General features: G+C 47.4%; 15 protein-coding genes. 7 read left to right on the top strand and 8 right to left on the bottom strand.

Annotated elements, in window-relative coordinates:
• Positions 1-86 precede the first annotated feature (86 nt).
• The 3 genes from ACYVK4_RS20465 to ACYVK4_RS20475 form a co-directional block, all read right to left on the bottom strand.
• Positions 87-299, bottom strand: coding sequence for a DUF2188 domain-containing protein (locus ACYVK4_RS20465; protein ID WP_461129383.1), 213 nt, complete (start codon positions 297-299; stop codon positions 87-89).
• Positions 300-592: 293 nt separating this feature from the next.
• Positions 593-2,071 (bottom strand): two-component system sensor histidine kinase NtrB, encoded by a 1,479-nt coding sequence (locus ACYVK4_RS20470; RefSeq protein WP_461129384.1) that lies wholly within the window; start codon positions 2,069-2,071, stop codon positions 593-595.
• 90 nt (positions 2,072-2,161) lie between these two features.
• Complete coding sequence (locus tag ACYVK4_RS20475) at positions 2,162-2,602, bottom strand: response regulator (RefSeq protein WP_461129385.1); 441 nt, start codon at positions 2,600-2,602, stop codon at positions 2,162-2,164.
• Positions 2,603-3,265: 663 nt separating this feature from the next.
• Here ACYVK4_RS20475 and ACYVK4_RS20480 point away from each other — a divergent pair.
• Positions 3,266-3,910, top strand: coding sequence for a porin family protein (locus ACYVK4_RS20480; protein WP_461129386.1), 645 nt, complete (start codon positions 3,266-3,268; stop codon positions 3,908-3,910).
• 87 nt (positions 3,911-3,997) lie between these two features.
• On the opposite strand, the gene ACYVK4_RS20485 is transcribed toward ACYVK4_RS20480, so the two are convergent.
• The gene (locus ACYVK4_RS20485) at positions 3,998-5,467 is read right to left on the bottom strand and encodes a sigma-54-dependent transcriptional regulator (protein WP_461129387.1); all 1,470 of its coding nucleotides are present in this window, start codon (positions 5,465-5,467) and stop codon (positions 3,998-4,000) included.
• 92 nt (positions 5,468-5,559) lie between these two features.
• A complete protein-coding gene (locus ACYVK4_RS20490; RefSeq protein ID WP_461129388.1) occupies positions 5,560-5,934 on the bottom strand; it encodes a response regulator in 375 nt (124 codons plus the stop codon).
• Between the two features lie 494 nt (positions 5,935-6,428).
• On the opposite strand from ACYVK4_RS20490, the gene ACYVK4_RS20495 reads away from it, so the two are divergent.
• The 4 genes from ACYVK4_RS20495 (at position 6,429) to ACYVK4_RS20510 (ending at position 9,085) form a co-directional block, all read left to right on the top strand.
• On the top strand, positions 6,429-6,596 hold the full coding sequence (locus ACYVK4_RS20495; RefSeq protein ID WP_461129389.1) for a lmo0937 family membrane protein: 168 nt from the start codon (positions 6,429-6,431) through the stop codon (positions 6,594-6,596).
• Between the two features lie 440 nt (positions 6,597-7,036).
• Complete coding sequence (locus ACYVK4_RS20500) at positions 7,037-7,288, top strand: YtxH domain-containing protein (protein ID WP_461129390.1); 252 nt, start codon at positions 7,037-7,039, stop codon at positions 7,286-7,288.
• Between the two features lie 53 nt (positions 7,289-7,341).
• Positions 7,342-7,704, top strand: coding sequence for a YtxH domain-containing protein (locus tag ACYVK4_RS20505; RefSeq protein WP_461129391.1), 363 nt, complete (start codon positions 7,342-7,344; stop codon positions 7,702-7,704).
• A 127-nt stretch (positions 7,705-7,831) separates the two neighbouring features.
• Entirely contained in the window at positions 7,832-9,085 is a 1,254-nt protein-coding gene (locus ACYVK4_RS20510; RefSeq protein ID WP_461129392.1) for an efflux RND transporter periplasmic adaptor subunit, read from the top strand.
• Between the two features lie 90 nt (positions 9,086-9,175).
• Here the strand turns inward: ACYVK4_RS20510 and ACYVK4_RS20515 are convergent, their stop codons facing one another.
• Both ACYVK4_RS20515 and ACYVK4_RS20520 read right to left on the bottom strand, forming a co-directional pair.
• Complete coding sequence (locus ACYVK4_RS20515) at positions 9,176-9,448, bottom strand: DUF4242 domain-containing protein (RefSeq protein ID WP_461129393.1); 273 nt, start codon at positions 9,446-9,448, stop codon at positions 9,176-9,178.
• A gap of 154 nt (positions 9,449-9,602) precedes the next feature.
• On the bottom strand, positions 9,603-12,275 hold the full coding sequence (locus tag ACYVK4_RS20520; protein WP_461129394.1) for a sodium-translocating pyrophosphatase: 2,673 nt from the start codon (positions 12,273-12,275) through the stop codon (positions 9,603-9,605).
• Between the two features lie 364 nt (positions 12,276-12,639).
• Between ACYVK4_RS20520 and ACYVK4_RS20525 the strand changes: the two genes are divergently transcribed.
• Positions 12,640-15,528, top strand: coding sequence for a DPP IV N-terminal domain-containing protein (locus ACYVK4_RS20525; protein WP_461129395.1), 2,889 nt, complete (start codon positions 12,640-12,642; stop codon positions 15,526-15,528).
• 186 nt (positions 15,529-15,714) lie between these two features.
• Entirely contained in the window at positions 15,715-18,273 is a 2,559-nt protein-coding gene (locus ACYVK4_RS20530; RefSeq protein WP_461129396.1) for a PIG-L family deacetylase, read from the top strand.
• A 228-nt stretch (positions 18,274-18,501) separates the two neighbouring features.
• Here ACYVK4_RS20530 and nudK read toward each other — a convergent pair whose 3' ends face one another.
• On the bottom strand, positions 18,502-19,089 hold the full coding sequence (nudK, locus tag ACYVK4_RS20535) for a GDP-mannose pyrophosphatase NudK (protein ID WP_461129397.1): 588 nt from the start codon (positions 19,087-19,089) through the stop codon (positions 18,502-18,504).
• Positions 19,090-19,103: the final 14 nt, after the last annotated feature.

Genomic DNA, 19,103 nt, shown 5'->3' on the forward strand with positions numbered 1-19,103 from the left:
TCATTACAAAGTGTAGAACAGTTTGTCAAAGAATCGTAAATAGTTTTTTTCCAGATCATAACGAACAAATCTTCCGATTAACTCAACTAGGCAAACGTTGGAATACCCGCGTTTCCCCACTCCTGCCGCGTACTGCCAGTACGCGCCCAGCTACGAGCTTCATCAATACTAATGGCTACTATCCGATTATTATCTGTTTGCCCCTCTTCAAGCAGTTGGTTAGCAATTTCGATTGCTTTAGCCCGAGTACTTGCATTAAGCGACCGCATTGCCGCCGGAAAGTGCGTTGTTGACCACATAGCGTTGATATCTAGTTACCGTATCTAATAGCTTATATTGTGCCAGTAAATAAGATATTAATCAATATCAAAGGCATAGAGAATCAATCGCCTACAAATGAGCTACTTACCAATTTCATCAGTTTTATTATAAGCTGAAAAAGACGTCTCCTCAGGTATAAGTTTGTAGAAATCTGTTAAGGGGGTGTGTAAAAAAATCCTCACCTTTTTCCACAAAAAAGCCAGTTTCTGTAGAGAAACTGGCTTCTGGATTTCCTGGATTAGCCGGAAATAAAAACTTATATGGAAAAGCCTTATTTAGGAAAGTACAAGCGGAATGTTGTACCGGCACCAAGTTGGCTTTCTACCTCGATAGACCCTTTATGGCTGTTGATGATATTTTGGGTAGCGGTCAAGCCTAAGCCCATACCACCCGATTTACCAGTGAAAAAAGGATCGAATAAGCGCTGTCTATCCGTCTCGCTGATTCCACCTCCATTATCTGTCACTTCTACATACACGCGCTTGTCCTCCGTACAAAACGTTTTGACGCACAGCACACCTTTTCCTTCCTGCATGGCCTCAACAGCGTTGACAAGAATATTGAGCAATGCCGTTTTTACCTGATCCCGGTCGATCAGCGCGTGGCAATCGTCGGTAACGAAGGTTGTTTCCAGCCGCATTCGTTTCAGTTTGATACGGTCGCTAACGAGCTGAAGGGTTTCGCGAACAACCAGATTAAAGTCCTGCTTCTTCCGGTCGAGGTCTCTTGGTTTCGACGAATTGAGCATTTCGGTAATAAGCTGGCCAATACGGTCCACATTACGGCCTATAATATCCGTAAACATGGTAATGAACTCATTGTCTGTATCCAGCTCATCTTTAAGCTGTTCAAGCGCCAGACTTAGGTTTGTCAGCGGGTTTCGTACCTCATGAGCAATACTACGGGCAATTTTACCGGTCATTGTCAGCTTCTCGGCCAGGATAAGATCCTGCTGTGCTTTTTTCTGTTCAGTAATATCCCGTACAATACCCTGGTACCACTCGGGTCGACCAACGAGGTCTTCAACTGCCCAAACCGAGATTAAGCAAATCCGTTTCCGGCCATTCCGGTGAATGAGTGTCGTTTCAAAATCTTTGATTTGTCCATGTTCACGGACATTGAACCGAAGGTTACGCAGTTGATTAAGGTCAGCAAATAACCGGGCTGGATTCAGCGTCCGGAGTTCATCACGGCTATAACCCAGCAATCGCTCCACCGACGAGTTGGCATCCTGAAAGCGTAACTCATTACTGGCAACGAAAATGGCGTCGATAGAGCGCTCAAACAGCGAACGGTACTTATTTTCTTTCTGGGCTACTTCGGCCAAAACGCTCGCCTGACGGAGCGCGTACCGAATACTACGGCCGAGAAGCTGCGCATCAATGCGTCCTTTAACGAGATAGTCAGCCGCTCCCAATTCCAACGCCGACTGATCGACGGTCAGGTCATCCTGCCCGGTAAGCAGAATCATAGGTGCCCGGCATCCCCGGCGGAAAGCCTCCTGTATCAGGTCAATGCCGGTATGATGGCCTAACCGATAATCCACAAGATAAACATCGTGATTATGTGTATCGACAACTTCAAGAGCCAGGTCATAACTATCTACCCAATCGAGTTTGATGGTTGCGTTTTCCTTGGCCGACACCAATGCTTTTGTCAGCAGATAGTCGTCTTCGTCATCTTCAATCAGTAAGACACGAATTGTTTCTTTTTCGTTAGCAACGTCGAGTAGAGCCGCAACGGGAGTCATATATTAAGTGCGGTTAATGAGTAACTCATAGTAGTAAACACATACTAATCAGCTCATTTAAAGCTGCCTTATCAAGAAAATCCTTACCGCTTACGGTAATTTAACAGTATCCATCCAGTAAGTTTTCAAAGCCCCGACCATTTCGACCAGTCGGTTAAAGTTAAATGGCTTTGTTACAAACGAGTTGACACCAAGTGTATAGGTCTTCAAAATATCTTCATCTGCCGACGATGTAGTCATGACAACTACGGGTAGTCGGCGTAATTTTGAATCATCTTTTATTTCACTGAGTGCCTGAAAGCCATTTTTGCGGGGCATGTTCAGGTCCAGGATTAACAAATCAGGCCAGGGCACATTCTGGTCAGCATAACGTCCGGTCTGACGCAGATACTCCATAAGTTCCTCACCATCTTCAACAAATTGTATAGTTTGGGTATATCCACTCTGTCGAAGAGCGCGTTCCATGAACAACCGATCATCAGAATCGTCATCAGCGATCAGGATGGTCATAAGGGTTTGCTTACGGTGCATACAGTTAATTTTGGATAAAGTAGTTACGGCTACGGTAATGCAATTTAATTTATACGTTATGGTAAGTAGCGTTCTTGCGATCAGTAAAAATTTAAACGGTTGAAATCACCTATTACCAGTTGTCAATTGTCACTCTTTCCATTCAAAGATACTTAAAAACATTAATTTATTGTTGTTAACTAGGCTTCAAAATAGTACAAAACTAACTTTTCTGGAACCGAACCCGCTATTAAGCTTGCTTAAGCTTCAACTAAATATTCAATGTAGCCTGCTCAGCCTTTGTTTTTTATCAATTATTTCTGTTCCAAAAAATCTATACTATTCTAAATATTTCATGTTAAGATAACAGTGAGGTAATACTATTTAGTCAATTTCCTATTTACTGAGAGTATCCGATTGCGCCTTTTTATAGACTCGAACAGCATCTCTGTTGTGAAGCGGCAATTTTGTAAAAACTGAATGATCTCTTCCACAAAATGGGGAATTCCCTCCTCAATTTCTAGTTGATTTACGATTGCCCAGCTACGATCTGATTAGCACCAAATAGGTATAATACAATAGGATAGCCCATCTGCGAGCTAATTAAGCAGGTTTGGCACGATTTTAACCTATTACCTGCATAAGACAGTACTTTCTTTCTCTGTCCTTAATTCACTAATCGTTATGAAAAAGATAGTAAACACATTATTCGCAACAGCCGTGTTGGTAACGGGATCGTTTTTGTTTAACAGCACGGATGCCTCAGCACAAGGCCGCACCCGAATCGGGGTTAAAGGTGGTCTGAATGCCAGCTCGCTTTACTACGATAGCCAGGGTGTCACAAATAAAAACGAGCGTATTGGTTTCCACGTTGGTGTATTTGCACAAGCTCCGCTAGGCGAATTTTTCGCTATTCAACCTGAATTATTATACACGACAAAAGGGGCTTCGGCCGATTACAACACGTTTGGTTTCAGTGGCAAAAATACATTTAAACTTAACTACGCTGAATTACCCGTTCTGGCAACGTTCAAGTTAGGTCAAGCCGTTGAATTGCAGGCTGGCCCTTATGTTTCTTACCTGCTTAATTCGAATGTAAACTCCAACGGAGATTTTGGTTCGGGTGCGGCTGCTATCAGTCGGGACAACTTCAATAAAGTCGATTATGGTGTTGCCGGTGGTTTGAATATCTATTTCGGAAAAGCTTTTGTCGGCGCTCGCTACGCACAGGGTCTGCAACAGATTGCCAACAGTGGTGCTGCGAAAACCCTTTTGGGAAGTGCTAAAAACGGCGTAGGTCTGCTTTCCGTTGGCTTTAGCATCAACTAATATTATTGCTGGCACAAACGAAAGACGGGGTAAGTGTTTCTCAGGAAACCACTTACCCCGTCTTTCGTTTGTGCCAGCAGGCTATTACTAAAGGTGTATGTCGTACGCCTTTAATTTGTTATAGAGTGTCTTCCGGTCGATGTTAAGTACTTCGGCCGCTTTCGTTTTATTATAGCCGGTTTTTTCCAGAACCTTTAGAATAGCCGCTCTTTCTGCATTTTCTGAAACTGACTTCAGATTGGCAGCTGACTGGCTAAAAACGGGGACGCCAGGGCGGGCGGGGTCGTAATTTATCTGAATATTTGGCGCACCGGTATCTTCCGAAGTCAAATACTGGGGGGATACGATTTCCTGAGGGAGCACATCTGCTTCAATATAATCGCCTTGTGTTAGCAGTACCGAACGTTTGACCACATTCTGTAGCTCACGGAGATTGCCATGCCAGTAGTATTCCTTCAGCTTATCCTTAGCCTCTTCTTCAAAACCTATGATATCCTTCTCTAACTGAATATTTGCCAATTCCAGAAAGTGTTCGGCAAAGATCATGATATCGGACTTCCGCTCCCGCAGGGGCGACAAATGCATTTCAAACTCAGCAATACGGTGATAAATATCTTCCCGAAATTTACCTTGACGTACGGCTTCGCGCAGATCCTCGTTGGTAGCCACAATGATCCGGACATCTACTGGAATATCCTGATTACTACCTATGCGACGAATTTTCCGCTCCTGCAGTACACGCAGCAATTTGATCTGATTGTCGTAGGAGAGATTCCCAATTTCGTCCAGGAAGATCGTTCCTCCATTGGCAAACTCAAAACTACCCGCTTTGTCAGACATGGCTCCGGTGAATGAGCCTTTAACGTGTCCAAACAATTCACTGCCGGCCAGTTCTTTACCCAGAGCGCCACAGTCAATGGCCACAAAGGGTTTGTCAGCGCGTTTACTTTTAAGGTGAATGGCGTTTGCAACAAACTCTTTTCCCGTACCCGTCTCGCCAGTTATAATAACCGACATATCCGTTGGGGCTATCAGATCAATATGCTTCTGGAGTTGTTCAGCCGCCCGGCTTTTACCGAAAATAAATCGCTTTCCATCGGGCGTCAGTGCTGTTTTTGATGACGATGTGCGGGTTGACGCTGGTTTTGCGGGAGCAGCCGCCGGAGCAACACTTTTAGGCTGGCTTAAGGATTGGCTCCTGCGTTCAAGAGCACCCTTAATGGTATACAGGATTTCGTCAGGATAAAGCGGCTTGGTAACGTAGTCATACGCCCCATGCTTAACGGTTTGCACAGCCACACGAACGTCGGAGTATCCGGTTATAATGATAACGGCTGTTGTTGGATTCATCACCTTGATACGGCGAAGCATTTCCAAACCATCAATATCAGGAAGTTTAAAATCACAGATAACTAGTTCAAACGACTCTTTTCTTAATAATACAAGGCCGTCGTCACCTCGTTGTACCGATGCCGTTTTATATCCCTGCTTGGTTAGAAATCGCTCTAGAAGCAGGCATATATCATTGTTATCGTCAATAATCAGAATTTTTTCCATGAAGAGGAAGCAGCTTGTTCAGGTAGACCAATGGCGGTAAGGCACATGGTACAATGAACACGAGCCTTCGTTGGCTGTATAAACAAAGTTACTCAAACCTGAATGGTTTGCAAAGCCGTCTCCACAGATCGACGTGTGAATGGTTTTCCAATAAAATAGTCAGCACCTTGTTCCGTAGCACGCCTTCTTTCGGCCTGCCCGTCGAAGGCACTAATCATAATTATTTTGGCTTCGTTCTGTCCTTCCTTAATAAAAGGCAGTAAATCAAAGCCTAGTCCATCGGGCAAATTCAGATCCAGGAATATGGCGTCGAATTGCTGAGAATCTAACCATTGACGGCCCTCTTCTATAAAATGGGCACAAGTCGGCTGATAACCTAACCGACGCAATAGTCCTGACAACAGCAAGCAAATGTCTGCTTCATCATCAACTATCAACACTCGTTTAGCAAGAGATGTTGTATTCATTACGGCTGGTCTAAACTGCTGTCCCGCATTAGCTCCTACTATCGGTCTTACCACGGCAATTATTATTTACTTATAATGTCTGTTTGTGATGTATGTACATAAAATATGATGCCGAAAATAATAAGTAGCCGGGAAAACTAACGATTAATACCTAATAAAGGGCATTAGCTAATCAGTTTGCGTCTATTTATAATTTTGAGTAACCTAATACCCCCCTATACGTTACCCAACCTGGGTAAATTAAGTGGGCTATTTTTCCCCGCTAATTCTACACATGTAGAACCTTTTCCACACAAATTGGAGCGACTGAAAATAGGCATAAAAAAACTTATTGAGGCTAAACGAACGGCATAATCACTCATTTACAATCAGATAAGGCCTTTTTTAGCCCATACTATCTATAGAATTGTACGCCAGAAAAGAGTTGGCACAGATTTTTCTCTATACCTTTTCGATTGCGAGATTACTTTTCTGATTTACTCACGAATTTCTTAATGGGAAACCTTCTTTACACAATAGCTGTCATTTTGGTAATCATCTGGCTCCTTGGATTTTTAGGGGTCCTTGGAGCAGGGATTGCAAGTAGCAGCTTAATTCACATTTTACTGGTCATTGCGGTTATTGCTATTATACTCCGCTTGATCCAGGGTCGAGGGGTGTGAACAAAGGGATTACCTTACTCAACATTGGTTTAAATATGGTGCCAAGCATCATAACAAAAATATTCCTAATTAATTAGGTGATTTTATTTTAGGTTAAGTACAAGTTACGGTGGGTACGGAATCCCTGCGCCAAATTGAGCGCGGGGATTTTTATTTATAGCCATTTTCACTTTCTAAATGTCAAAAAAAACGGTAAGATTGCTCAGGCAATAAGGCTTTGTAAACTAATAGAATCAGTACAGCATGGGGCACTTATGCGTAAAACGTGGACGTCCTTGTAGAAAAAAGTCCTCAGTTGATAGTCATGACACATGTTGGCGTGCACCCTATAAGCACCTAACAAACAACTAGTTAGTGTGCCATAACAATTAGTGGTACAAAATTTTCTAATCGGTTGGCAACAGTATGAACAATAATCATTCACATAAGTCATAGGAACCATGAAAGCATTACCAGGAATATTAGTAGGTTTGGCGGTCGGCGCAGTTGTCGGAATTCTCTTAGCTCCCGAAAGTGGTCAGAAAACCCGGAAGCGTATTTCGTCAGAATCAGATTCTTTCTTCAAAGATCTGCAGGATCAGCTTCAATCTGGTTTGGAAAGCATCAAGAGCCAGTACAATGAGTATGTTGACTCTGCCACCGAGAAATCGCAGGATCTGGTTAGCCAGGCCAAGAAGAAAGCAAAGCAGTAGTAGATTGCTTTCTATAAATCAATGAACTCACCTAAAACAAAACAAATAAAGAAATGAGAAGCACAAGAGATTTTCTAACCGGAATTATAACAGGAGTTGTCATCGGTATTCTTACAGCTCCCCGTAGCGGTAAAGAAACACGCGAAAAGTTAACCGAAGAAGCAAACAAACGCTCTGGTGATCTAAAAGATCAGTGGGAGAAAGGGGTATCGCAGGTGAAAGAAGGCATTGAACAGGCCAAAACACAGGTGAACCAGTACACTGACAAAGCCAAGGAGCAGTTCAACCAATATAAAGATCAGGCTCAGTCGACCCTGAACAAAGACAAAAGCCAATACAATGATAAGATTGATGAATTAGCAGACGACGCCCACTCGGGTATCGAAAACGCTGAATCCTCTTTCAAGGTCAATTAAGTAATACTACTCGATTTACTCAACGTTATTGAATCTGTAGCCCCCCTCCACAAAGAGGGGGGCTACGCTTGTTTTGGAGGTTTAACAATCTTTTAATTCTGGTTTAAGAAGCGTTTAATTAGCTGTCATGACCTTTACAGCAGAAAATAAAGACATGAAAAAATACTCGTTTTTTTCGCTCACTCAACAAATTGGTCAGTTGAGAACCCAGGTCAGCAGTTTGTTGAATCGACCGAATGGACATGCACATATTCCTGTGCCAATTCTGTCTGTCAATACAAAAAAGAAATTTTCTAGCCTTTGCATATTTGGCTCAGCAACCCTCTTGGTAGGGTTGAGTCTGAGCAGTTGTGGAAGTTCGGCCAAAACTGAAGATACTGCCCAAGCTCAGGATCATCACGAAACTAACCTGCTGGCAACAGCTACTCTGGACACAGCGAAACTGGAAAATGCTCGAAATGAGCTTAACCTGACGGGCAAGATTACCTTTAATCAGGATCAGGTTGTGAAGGTGTTCCCCTTGGTAGGTGGACATATTGAAACGCTCAAAGCTGATTTGGGCGACTATGTACGAAAAGGACAGCTTCTGGCCGTTATCCGATCCGGCGATCTGGCCGATTTAGAGCAACAAGCCGTTTCGGCACGGGGCCAATTAGCTGTTGCTCAGAAAAACCAGCAGGTAACCGAAGACATGACCAAAGCTGGGCTGAGTTCACAACGCGAGCTGGTAGCCAGTCAGGAGCAGTTACAGGCAGCAAAAGGAGAAGTGGAACGAGTCGGCGAACGACGTCGGATTGTGGGCGGTACAGGGTCCGTTTATCTGGTCAAATCCCCTATGAGTGGATTCATCGTTGAAAAATCTGCGTCTCCCGGCATGGAACTTCGCTCCGACGACCCCGAAAATTTATTTACGGTATCCAATTTAGATCACGTATGGGTACTTGCCAATGTGTATGAATCTGATTTAGCCAATGTACACGAGGGTGATGCCGCTACGATCACGACGATCTCTTATCCGGACAAAGTTTTTCACGGTAAGATCGACAAGATTTTCAATGTCCTTGATCCCGACAGCAAGACGCTGAAAGTTCGGGTAACACTCGATAATGCCGATTATCGCCTGAAACCAGAAATGTTCGCGAATGTAAGTGTCACCTATGCTGGCCGCGACCAACGCATTGCTATTCCGGCCAAGGCCGTCGTTTTTGATAAAAACCGCAACTTTGTCGTGATGGTCAACAAAAACAATCAACCCATTGTACGAGAAGTCGAGATTTACAAAACGATTGGACAGAAGACTTACCTTTCGAGTGGTGTCGCCCCCGGCGACCGGGTTGTAACGACGAATCAACTGTTAATTTATAATGCTCTTGGAAGTTAAGATTCACGATTCTCGCGTACAAAAAAAGCCGTCATTTTTATTAACGGCTCTTTTTGTACGCGAGAATCGTGAATCTTAATAGGATTGAAGTTACTCGGCCGTAGTAGGATCTATAATTGTAGCTACTTCGCTAACGGAATTGGCGGGAAATCCTCCCTGCTTTGCATGTTCACGCACCATATCTTCATTAGGCGCAATGTAAACGCAATAGATTTTATCATCTGTTACATAACTCTGTAACCACTGAATTTGTGGACCCATATTACTGAGTACGCCACAGGAAACCTGAGAAATTCCCTTCAATTCGTCCGCAGTCAGTTTGCCTGCGCCCGGTATCTCTCGCTCAATTACGTATTTCGGCATAATTACTTTGTTTTTTCTGTTGTTGCGACGTTTACTTCCACGTACACCGGTTTACATAGTAAATTTCGGTCTCCATAAACGTATACAAAAAAAAGTCAGCTCTCTTTGAAAGCTGACTTTTAGGTAATAGTCTTTATTGAACGGTTGTGATTATTTACTTCTTCGTAACCCGCACCGAAATTCGGCGATTCTGTGATCTACCCTCTTCGGTATCGTTAGAGGCAACAGGATGTTCCTGGCCATAGCCTTCGGCTTCCAGACGGTCCTTGGTAATACCCATTTTTTCTAACTCAGCCCGTACGGAATTAGCCCGATCCTGCGACAATTTAAGGTTACTGTCGGCATTTCCCGTATTATCGGTGTAGCCACCAACTTTAATATTTACCGCTGGGTAGGCTTTCAGTATCTGAGCAACATTTCCCAACTGCACCTGCGACTCTGGCTTCAGAACGGCTTTGCCGGTTTCAAAGGTTAGCTTGTCGAAGTCGAACCAGGTCTCTTTATCAACTACTTTGTCGGAGTTGATAAATTCGATGAGTTGCTCTTCGATTTTACCAACGCCCGTTAAATTCAGGTCGACACCGGTTTTATCGTTTTTGAACTTCAGTACATTTTCAGTGACGGTTATGTTTTCGGCTGCCGTCGATTTTTCCAGATCAACCCCGTGCATACCGCCTTGCGCCGTGATACCCTCCCGATTGCCTTCACTGGCCGAGGTTGATTTAACGGCGATGTAAGGAGCAATCACCAGCGATACGATCGACATCAGTTTGATCAGGATGTTCATAGATGGGCCCGATGTATCTTTAAATGGATCACCCACGGTATCGCCCGTTACCGACGCTTTGTGTGGCTCTGACTTTTTATAGAACATTTCGCCATTGATCAGCACCCCTTTTTCGAATGACTTTTTCGCATTATCCCAGGCACCACCGGCATTGTTCATAAAAATACCCATCAGTACACCTGACACGGTCACACCTGCCAGCAAGCCACCCAGTACTTCAGGGCCGAAGATGAAGCCGACAATAACGGGCACGGTCAGTGCAATGGCGCCCGGAAGCACCATCTCACGGATAGACGCCTGGGTTGAGATCGCTACGCATTTTTCGTATTCCGGCTTACCCGTTCCTTCCATAATCCCGGGAATCTCGCGGAACTGACGACGAACTTCTTCAACCATTGCCATAGCCGCCCGACCCACAGCCGCAATGGCCAGTGACGAGAATATGTACGGAATCATGCCCCCAACAAACAAACCGGCCAGCACATCGGCCTTGTAAATATCAATGGCCGAAATACCCGATAAGCCTACGAAAGCGGCAAACAGCGCCAGTGCCGTTAAAGCAGCCGAAGCAATAGCGAATCCTTTACCACTGGCGGCCGTTGTGTTACCCACGGCGTCCAGAATATCGGTACGGCCCCGTACTTCTTCGGGCAGATAGCTCATTTCGGCAATACCACCGGCATTATCGGCAATGGGACCAAACGCATCAATAGCTAACTGCATGGCGGTAGTCGCCATCATGCCCGCAGCTGAAATAGCGACACCATACAACCCGGCAAAATGATACGACGTATAAATACCAGCCGCCAGCACCAGAATTGGCAATACCGTAGACTCCATACCGACGGATAAACCACCGATAATGTTAGTGGCCGCACCCGTTGCCGACTGCCGAATGATGGACAGCACCGGCCGGCGGCCCATGGCGGTGTAATATTCAGTAATGATACTCATCAACGCTCCAACAACGAGGCCTGTTACGATGGCGAAGAACACGTCCATGCGGGTAAATTCAACACCACGGATAGACATGGTACCCTCGGGCAGCATGGCGTTGACCAGAAAATACGAAGCCACCAGCGTAATGGCGATCGAGGCCCAGTTACCCAGGTTCAGGGCAGCCTGTACGTTACCATTGTCATCTTTAACCCGAACCAGATATGTTGCGATGATCGAGAAGATCAATCCCAGTCCGGCAATCACCATCGGCAGTACGATTGGTGCGTGACCAATGATAGGATCATTAGGAATCACAATTTCGCGGCCCAGCACCATAGTTGCCAATATAGTAGCTACATACGAGCCAAATAAATCAGCGCCCATGCCAGCTACGTCACCTACGTTGTCGCCTACGTTATCGGCAATAGTGGCCGGGTTACGCGGATCATCTTCCGGAATACCAGCCTCTACCTTACCAACCAGGTCAGCGCCTACGTCGGCCGCTTTCGTATAGATACCTCCGCCCACGCGGGCAAAAAGCGCAATAGATTCGGCTCCCAGTGAGAAACCCGCGAGCACTTCGAGCGCTTTCTCCATCGGTAAACCATTTACATCGCCCGATGGCTCAACATATAGTTTATATAAAACAATGAATAAACCTCCAAGACCCAGTACGGCAATACCGGCAACGCCGATGCCCATAACCGATCCACCCGTAAACGACACCTCCAGAGCTTTCGTCAGGCTTGTGCGGGCTGCATGAGCGGTACGGACGTTCGCCTTGGTGGCAATGTTCATACCGATGTACCCGGCCAGTGCCGACAGGAACGCTCCAAGAACGAAGGAGCCGCCGATCAGTGGGCTGGAGTTTGGTACTAAGCTGCCCATGTAGGCCAGCAGGATGGCGACAATAATGCCGAAGTAGGTTAAAACACGCCATTCAGCTTTTAAAAACGCGATGGCACCATCGGCAATGTACCCTGCAATTTCCTGCATCCGGGCGTCGCCAGCATCCTGCTTGGAAACCCACATGAATTTGGTAAACATCACCAGTAGGCCAACAATGCCTAGAATGGGGACCAGATAAACACTGTAATTCATAGAAATAGGTAAAGGTTAGAAATTATGAATGCTCGCAAAGATAGAATTTGACATTGCATAACCCAACGTGCCAAAGCACCTTTGTTGACTTTTTTTGAGGTTTATTTCGTTTATTCAAGGATATTTCCATTTACGCTTCCTCAAACCGTCTCATTGTTTGGAAGTAGACCTTTCACTGCGTAGGTTCATAAGAAAAAAGCCTGACTGGCAAATACAATATTGTCTTTTTCAATATATGCAAAATATTCGATCCCATACTAATCGAATCAAAGCCATTTCATTTTGGCTTATTACAATTTTACCAATTACATGTTTTTCTTTTGGAGCCGACTCCCTACGCGTCACGATTACAGAAGGCACGAACATGGCTGCTGATCTTTCGCCGGATAAGCAACAGATTGTCATGGATTTACAGGGAACCATCTGGCTTATTCCGGCGAATGGCGGTATGGCCCGCCCCATAACGGACAACCTGGGCGACTGCAGACAGCCGAGTTGGTCGCCCGATGGGCGGCAGATTGCCTTTCACTCGTTCTGGGATGGCCGGTACCATATATGGACGGTTTCAGCTACGGGAAGCAAGCCCAAACAGCTAACGTCGGGAATTTATGATGACCGCGAACCCCATTGGTCGCCCGACGGCAGGCAGCTGGTTTTCTCTTCTGACCGGTCGGGCAATTACGACATCTGGCAATTGACACTTGCCGATGGCAAACTAACCCAACTTACGAATAACTCTGGTAATGAATTCAGCCCGGCATTTTCGCCGGATGGCAAAACGGTCGCTTTTCTGTCTGACCGTACGGATGCCCCCGGTGTGTATACGATAAGCCCCGGTGCACCCGAGAAACTTGTCTCTCCAACGGCTGGCAAGTTGGCCGGTGTCGCCTGGCAACCCGATGGCTCTCACCTGTTTTACAACCTCCTCAATAACTCACAAAGCGGACTGGCAATGGTAACATTGACCGACCCGAAAGCGCAAATGCTCACGGAAGCCAGCGACGATGTGTTCCCGTTTCGGGTAAGCTGGTTCTCGGCCGATGAATATTTATACACCGCGAATGGACAACTGAAACGACGCAAACTGGGGAGCGCACCCGCTCAGGCCATTCCATTCCAGGCAATCGTTACTTTACCCCGAAATACCTACAAGCGAAAAACCTACGACTTCGATACACAGCAGGCCCAGCCGGTAAAAGGTATTAAAGGAACCGCTGTTTCGCCCAACGGCAAGCAGATTGCCTTCGCGGCCCTCGGCGATGTATGGATTCTGACTAAAGGAACAAAAACCCCGGAACGAATCACACAAGGTTCAACCATGGAGTTGGAGCCAAGCTGGTCGCCGGACGGGACCAAACTGGCGTATGTTTCGGATCGGAACGGGAATATGGATGTCTGGATTCGAGACTTAAAAACCGGGCAGGACCGCAATCTGGTCGATATGCCCGACGACCTGCACTACCCAAGCTGGTCGCCGGATGGAACCAGGCTGGCTTTTTATCAAAGCGATCCCCGCAATGCCTGGGGCCGTAGTACGCTGTATGTGGCCGACGTGACGTATACAGCTGACGTTAACGTGCCCAAAACCCGAAAACTACACGAATCCATTTTCGTACCGAGTCAGGCAAGCTGGTCGGCTGATGGAAAAACAATTGCCGTGTCGGCTCTTCACCCCTACTCGTCGCGCTACCGCGAAGGGGTTAGTGAAGTGCTGCTCATTTCGTTTGACGGAAAAAATGATCGTTATGTAACGCCAGCACCGGCACACAGTCTGGCCACCCGGGGGCAGAACGGCCCGGTATGGTCGCCCGATGGCACCAAAATGGCGTACGTGCTGGATGGGCTATTGTACACAACCGACGTTAAACCCGATGGTACCATAATCGGGAAACCCCGGCAACTGACCACGGAGCAGGCCGAAACCCCAACCTGGACAAGTGACTCAAAAAGTATTCTGTTTCTGGCTACCGATGTATTCAAACAGGTCTATCTGGCCGACGGCCACATCGAAACGCACCCTATGGATTTGTCCTGGAAAAACAGCGTGCCAACCGGAACGGTAGTCGTTCATGCCGGGCGATTGTTTGACGGGAAGGCAAATACCTACCGCACCAATGTGGATATTATACTGGAAGGAAATCGGATTAAAGCTATTCTACCCCATCAGGCCGGGCGACCCGGCACCCAGATCGACGCATCAGACAAAACGGTCATTCCGGGTTTGTTCGAAATGCATACGCACCAGCACTCGATGGTTGGTGAGAAAATCGGGCGACTTTGGTTATCCTTCGGAATCACGTCCATTCGCGAACCCGGTGCCGATCCCTACGATGCCCTCGAACGAAAAGAATCCTGGGCAAGCGGCATACGACCCGGCCCACGGCAGTTTTTTACGGGCGGCTTAACCGACGGCACCCGTATTTACTACGGAGCCGCTACCAGCATCAACTCCGACGAGCAGTTAGACCGTGAACTCAACCGCTCTGTTCAGTTAGGGTACGATCTCATTAAAACCTACGTACGCATGCCCGACGCCATGCAGCAACGGATTACTGCCTTTGCCCATGCTCACGGCTTGCCGGTTTCATCGCATGAGATTTTTCCGGCCATGCGCTATGATGTGGATGCCGTTGAACACATTGGCGGTACGAGTCGGCGGGGGTATTCGCCCAAGATTACGGCCATGAATCGGAGTTATCAGGATGTCATTCAATTGCTGGCCAAATCGGGCATGAACATCACGCCTACCGCTTCTTTGCAGGGCGGTTTTGCCGTATTGACCACCAAAGACCCCAGTTTGCTTGAAAACCGACAATACAAAGCGTTTTATTCGGAAGACTTCACAAACGCACTTCTGGCGGGCTCCGCCCAGTACGCCAAAATCAGCCCCGGTTATTTAAGCAACTTTGCCAATCTTCAGAAAGGCGTAAAAGCGCTGGTCGATGCGGGTGCGCACGTGACCACGGGCACCGATAGCCCCTTTGTTCCGTACGGCATGAGCTTACATACTGAATTGCAGGTTTTCGTAGCCGCTGGGCTAACTCCTTATCAGGCATTACGTTCTGCAACGCTATGGGCTGCCGAAACAGTGGGCGTCAGTAAAGACCTCGGGTCTATTGAACCCGGCAAGCTTGCTGATCTGGTGATCGTAAACGGCGATCCCTTAACCAATATTCGTGACGTGCTCCATGTGGAGCAGGTTATCCGAAATGGCGAGGTACTACCCATTGACCGGCTACTGGCAAGGCCATAAACATTATTTAAATGTTCAGAAACCCTTACCCGATCCGTTTACCAAAATCCCAATTTTTCAATAATGCGTTTAGTTGTTAGGTAACACTAGCTAAAAGGCTACCTGTTCTTAGGTAGCCTTTTCTTGTTTTATGCATGAACTTTAATTGTAAATTTGCCCAATACCCTACAAATCCGTCTTCAGCCTGTGTCTCCCAAAAAACTTCTGTCTATACTGCTTCTTGGCAGCCTGCTCTTCTCGACTTCGTATGCTCAGGTTCCTTACGGCCCCATAAAGCCAGCACCACCCGGCGAGATTTTATCCAACCTGAAAAAGCTGAACGTTCTGGGTTCCGTTCTGTATATAGCTGCCCACCCCGACGACGAAAACACCCTCATGCTAGCCTATCTGGCCAAAGACCGACTGGTGCGAACGGGCTATTTATCCCTGACGCGGGGTGATGGCGGACAGAATCTTATCGGGCCGGAACAGGGCGAAAATATTGGCATTATCCGAACGCAGGAACTTCTGGCGGCCCGCCGGGTAGATGGGCCAGACCAGTTTTTCAGCCGGGCTTATGACTTTGGCTTTTCGAAACAAACGAGCGAAGCAGTACGCACCTGGGGACAGGATAAAGTACTGGCCGACGTAGTCTGGATGATTCGCAAATACCAGCCCGACGTCATTATTACTCGCTTTCCACCCGACGCCCGCGCCGGTCACGGACACCATAGTGCATCGGGTTTTCTGGGCGAAGAAGCGTTCAAAATTTCGAACGACCCAACTAAATTTCCGGAGCAACTGGCCTTTGTGAAACCCTGGCAGGCCAAGCGAATCATGTGGAATGTGTTCATTCCCGGCGCGTTCATGAGCAACAAAAAGCCTGAAGAAGCCGGTAACCTTGTGGGTATCGAAACAGGGCTTTACAATTCATTACTGGGCAAATCGTACGGCGAAATTGCCTCCGAAAGTCGCAGTCAGCACAAAAGTCAGGGCTTTGGTGTAGCTCCTAACCGGGGTGCCAAAATTGATTACCTGTTACTGAAGGGTGGTGACCCTGTCCAGAAAGATCCGCTCGAAGGTGTCGACATGACGTGGAAACGGGTCAGTAACAGCAGTGCCGTTCAAGCGCAGGTCAACCAGCTTATCGCGGGTTTCAAGCCCGACCAGCCAGCCGCATCCGTACCGGCTTTGGTACAGTTATATGGATCGATCAGCAAGCTGGATACGGCTAACATTTACGTTAAGGCTAAGCGCCGGGAAGTAGAAACGCTCATTCAGCAGTGTCTGGGACTTTGGTTCGAAACCAACCCGACCGATTATGCCGCGACACCGGGCGAAACGATAAAATTAAATACCAATGTCGTTAACCGGGCCGATTCGCCCGTTACCTTGATGCGGGTTCAATACTCGACCGGAAAAGACACCACGGTGAACATAACCCTGAAGCCAAACGACGTAATTCTTTGGCCAACCAGCGTTACAATCCCTAAAAGTGCGAAAATCTCGCAACCCTACTGGCTCGAAAAGCCCATCGACAAAGGCTTGTTTCAGGTTGATAATCAGCAATTGATTGGCCTGCCCGAAAATCCAGCGGCCTTAACGGCCAATTACACATTCGAGATCAGCGGGCAACAGTTTACGTTTAGTCGGCCGGTGGTTTATAGATCGACAGACCCAGTCGATGGCGAAATTTATCGACCTTTTATTATCCAGCCCGACGTGACCGCCAATCTGACCGAGCGCGTATTCACGTTTAGCGACAACACACCCAAAACGGCCGACCTCGTGCTCAGAGCCGGTCGCTCCAATGTATCGGGAACGCTGACGATGGCCGTTCCGGCGGGCTGGCGCATTGAACCGGCCTCGCAACCTTTCGAGCTAAAAAACAAAGGCGATGAGCAACGGATCTCGTTTCGCCTAACGCCTTCTGACAAGGCACAAAATGGCAAGCTACAGGCCGTCATGACGACGTCGAGTGGTACGTTCAGTACGGGACTGCGTTATGTAGCCTACAAGCACATCCCAACGCAAACGCTCTTTCCTCCGGCTGAAGCCAAACTGGTTAAACTGGATGTGAAGGTAACAGCGAAGAATATCGGCTACATTGTTGGCGCAGGTGACGAAGTACCGGCGGCCTTACAGCAAATGGGATGTAAGGTCACTATTCTCGGCCCTGCCGAACTGAACGGGAACCTGTCGGGCTACGATGCCATTGTAGTGGGGGTTCGGGCGTATAATACCAACGGCCCGGCCATGACCCGCTACCAGTCAAAGTTGATGGAATATGTTAAAAATGGCGGCAACATGATCGTTCAGTATGTTACACCGGTCAATTCATTCTTCCGGAACGAAGCCCCCCTGCCCCAGTTAGGCCCCTACCCGTTCACGGTTGTCAACGAGCGCGTTACGGAAGAGGATGCCCCCATGACATTCCTTAACCCGAATCACCCGCTGCTCAACTACCCCAACAAAATCACTGACGCTGACTTTTCGGGCTGGATACAGGAACGGGGTATCTATTTCGCGCGAGACTGGGACAAAGCTTATGAGCCCATTTTCTCGTCACATGATGAGAACGAAGCCCCTAAAGAAGGCAGCCTGATCTACGCAAAATACGGCAAAGGGCATTTCATGTACACTGGTCTGGTGTTCTTCCGCGAACTCCCGGCGGGTGTTCCGGGGGCTTACCGGCTTTTTGCCAATATGATCTCAGCCAGCAATAACTCTGCATCCTCCGTATCAGGCTCCCAATCGAAACGGTAAACTGTGTATGGGTGTCAGGTTTAAGAACCTGACGTCACAGCAAGAAACTGCTTCAACCGCAGGTGTTGCAATAACATGACCGGTTTACCATCCATCTCCGTGGTGTCGGGTTGAAGAACCCGACACCACGGAGGTTTCTCAAAACCTCGTGTATGACACATATTCAGGGAGGTTTTGAGAAACCTCACTCGTCAGGTTTAAGAACCTGACGTCACGGGAAAACCGCCGTCACGACATAAGCTGCTTCAGCCGGAGGTACTGCAACAGCATGATCGTTTTCCCATCCATGATCTCGCCCCGTTCGATCATGGCCATCGCCTGGCGAAGGGGTAATTCCAGAATATCAATTTCCTCTTCGTCAATGCCGCCCCCATCTGTTCGTTCCGTATCAGCGGTGTATTCAGCAAGGTAGAAGAACAATTTCTCCGTAACAGATCCCGGGCTCATATAAGCTTCCATCACTTTCTCGACCGACTGAATCCGGTAGCCGGTTTCCTCCTCCGTTTCCCGCCGTATGGCATCGTCAGGCGCTTCGTCATCCAGCAGACCCGCGCAGGCTTCGATCAACATGCCGGTTGGATTGCCATTCACAAAAGTCGGCAAACGAAATTGGCGGGTCAGAATAACCGTATCGGTTTGCGGATTGTGCAGGAGAATTGTTGCTCCATTGCCCCGATCGTAAGCCTCCCGCTGCTGGGTGGTCCATTGCCCGTTTTTACCCAGATAATTAAACGTGAACCGCTTCAGCACATACCAGTTGTCTGACAGTAATTTCTCTTCTGTTATTTCGATACGATTAGAATGTTCAGCAACCATTTGTTTATTTTTGT

This window comes from Spirosoma aerophilum (assembly GCF_054782495.1).

Bases quoted from the DNA above. Each gene is read 5' to 3' on its own strand.
- ACYVK4_RS20490 (WP_461129388.1), bottom strand. From the start codon at position 5,934: ATGAATACAACATCTCTTGCTAAACGAGTGTTGATAGTTGATGATGAA.
- ACYVK4_RS20475 (WP_461129385.1), bottom strand. From the start codon at position 2,602: ATGCACCGTAAGCAAACCCTTATGACCATCCTGATCGCTGATGACGAT.
- ACYVK4_RS20520 (WP_461129394.1), bottom strand. From the start codon at position 12,275: ATGAATTACAGTGTTTATCTGGTCCCCATTCTAGGCATTGTTGGCCTA.
- ACYVK4_RS20505 (WP_461129391.1), top strand. From the start codon at position 7,342: ATGAGAAGCACAAGAGATTTTCTAACCGGAATTATAACAGGAGTTGTC.
- ACYVK4_RS20510 (WP_461129392.1), top strand. From the start codon at position 7,832: ATGACCTTTACAGCAGAAAATAAAGACATGAAAAAATACTCGTTTTTT.
- ACYVK4_RS20495 (WP_461129389.1), top strand. From the start codon at position 6,429: ATGGGAAACCTTCTTTACACAATAGCTGTCATTTTGGTAATCATCTGG.
- ACYVK4_RS20500 (WP_461129390.1), top strand. From the start codon at position 7,037: ATGAAAGCATTACCAGGAATATTAGTAGGTTTGGCGGTCGGCGCAGTT.
- nudK (WP_461129397.1), bottom strand. From the start codon at position 19,089: ATGGTTGCTGAACATTCTAATCGTATCGAAATAACAGAAGAGAAATTA.
- ACYVK4_RS20480 (WP_461129386.1), top strand. From the start codon at position 3,266: ATGAAAAAGATAGTAAACACATTATTCGCAACAGCCGTGTTGGTAACG.
- ACYVK4_RS20525 (WP_461129395.1), top strand. From the start codon at position 12,640: ATGGCTGCTGATCTTTCGCCGGATAAGCAACAGATTGTCATGGATTTA.
- ACYVK4_RS20485 (WP_461129387.1), bottom strand. From the start codon at position 5,467: ATGGAAAAAATTCTGATTATTGACGATAACAATGATATATGCCTGCTT.
- ACYVK4_RS20470 (WP_461129384.1), bottom strand. From the start codon at position 2,071: ATGACTCCCGTTGCGGCTCTACTCGACGTTGCTAACGAAAAAGAAACA.
- ACYVK4_RS20465 (WP_461129383.1), bottom strand. From the start codon at position 299: ATGTGGTCAACAACGCACTTTCCGGCGGCAATGCGGTCGCTTAATGCA.
- ACYVK4_RS20515 (WP_461129393.1), bottom strand. From the start codon at position 9,448: ATGCCGAAATACGTAATTGAGCGAGAGATACCGGGCGCAGGCAAACTG.